Below are 1443 nucleotides of genomic sequence, written 5' to 3'. Positions count from 1 at the left end.
GTCGCGGTGCCCGCCACCGACAGCGTGCCGATCGCGCCCGCGCTGCCCGGCGCCACCGTGCCGCCGGCTTCCGCGACCAGCGTGGCAAGCGTGCCGTTGCCGCCCAGCGTGCCGCCGCTCGCGACCGTCAGCGCCGATCGCGTGAGGCTGCCGTCAACGGTCAGCAGGCCCTGCTCGGCCCGGGTCGGTCCGCTGTAGCGGTTGGTGCCGGCCAGGATCAGCTCGCCGCCACCGCGCTTGGTGAGGCCGCCGATGTCGCCCGAGAAGCCCTCCAGCACTGCGTCCGAATAGCGGTCGCGCGCGTCGTCGATATCGTTCGACCAGACGTCCACCGTGCCGGCGGCAACGGCCACCTCGCGCGTCGCGCGCAGCGCGGTGGGGCCGTTGAGCGCGGTGCCCATCTGCGGCGCGCCCCAGCCCGAGGTGAGGTCGACACCGGGCGCGTCGAGATCGGCCGAGCTCGACACCAGAATGTCGGAGATCAGCGCGGTGTTATACTCCGGAAACGCCTGCATCAGCAGCGCGGCAAAGCCCGAGATGTTGGGCGCCGCCATCGACGTGCCGGTCAGCGCCGCATAGCCCGGGCCTTCGAAGGTGATGAACCGCTGCAGCTCGGCGGTGATCAGCGCGTCGGCCTGGGTCAGCACCGAGGCCGCGACCTCGGTACCGAACAGGCCTGCGTTCGAAACCAGGATGTTGGCGAGCGTCGAGGTATAGCCGTCGGGGTCGCCGCCAACGAAGCGCGCGCCATAGGCGAGCGAGATCCCTATCGCCTGCTGCGCAAGCAAGCTTGCCTCGGCTTCCTCGTCGAACGCGCGGCCCTCGAGCTCCGCCTCATATTGGCGATTGAGATAGCCGTTGAGCGCGTCGATCCAGGCGCCGATCGCGGCGTTCTGCAGCTCGCCCACGGTGCGCGCGGCATAGATGCCGGGATAGGCGGCCGGGGTGTAGGTGGCCCGGATCGCATCGGTGTCGACCGTGTAGCTGTTGGCGCTCGAGATGATGCCGCTGCCCGGGCCGGCCACGCACCAGGTCGCGGTCTGCCCGCACAGGCTGGAGCTGGCCGCCGCCGTGCCGTCCGCTAGATAATTGGCGACCGACAGCCAGTTGCCGCGCAGCCGCGGGTCATTGAGCGGGGTCACCGCATCGATGCTGGCGTGGACGCCGTATCCGTTGCCGGCCGAGAAGACGACCAGCACGTCGTTGTCGAGGATGGGCTTGTAATAGTCGCCCAGGTCCTCGGCGAACTCGGCGCGCACATCGGCCAGCGACGCGTCGAACGGCAGCGACGTGCCCGAGCCCCAGCTGTTGTTGATGATCCGCACCTGGCCCGTGTTCGCCAGGTCGACGATGTTCTGCTGCGCGGTGGCGACCGTCGTTCCGTCGAGGATCTGGTCCTTCCACCACAGGAAGTCGCCGGCGGCGAAGTTGGTGGTCGCCGCT

At 69.7% G+C, this 1443-nt stretch carries 1 protein-coding gene; it reads right to left on the bottom strand.

Annotation, left to right across the window (positions count from 1 at the left end):
- The coding region (locus VPH46_RS16245; protein ID WP_416612898.1) for a S8 family serine peptidase at window positions 1-1443 on the bottom strand (1443 nt) is incomplete at both ends.

The sequence above is a fragment of the Sphingomonas sp. MJ1 (PH-R8) genome (assembly GCF_048058635.1).
In the GTDB taxonomy this organism is placed as follows: Bacteria; Pseudomonadota; Alphaproteobacteria; order Sphingomonadales; family Sphingomonadaceae; genus Sphingomonas.
The sequence above is the reverse complement of the archived record's forward strand: the minus strand, read 5'-3'. Positions and strand labels throughout refer to the sequence as shown.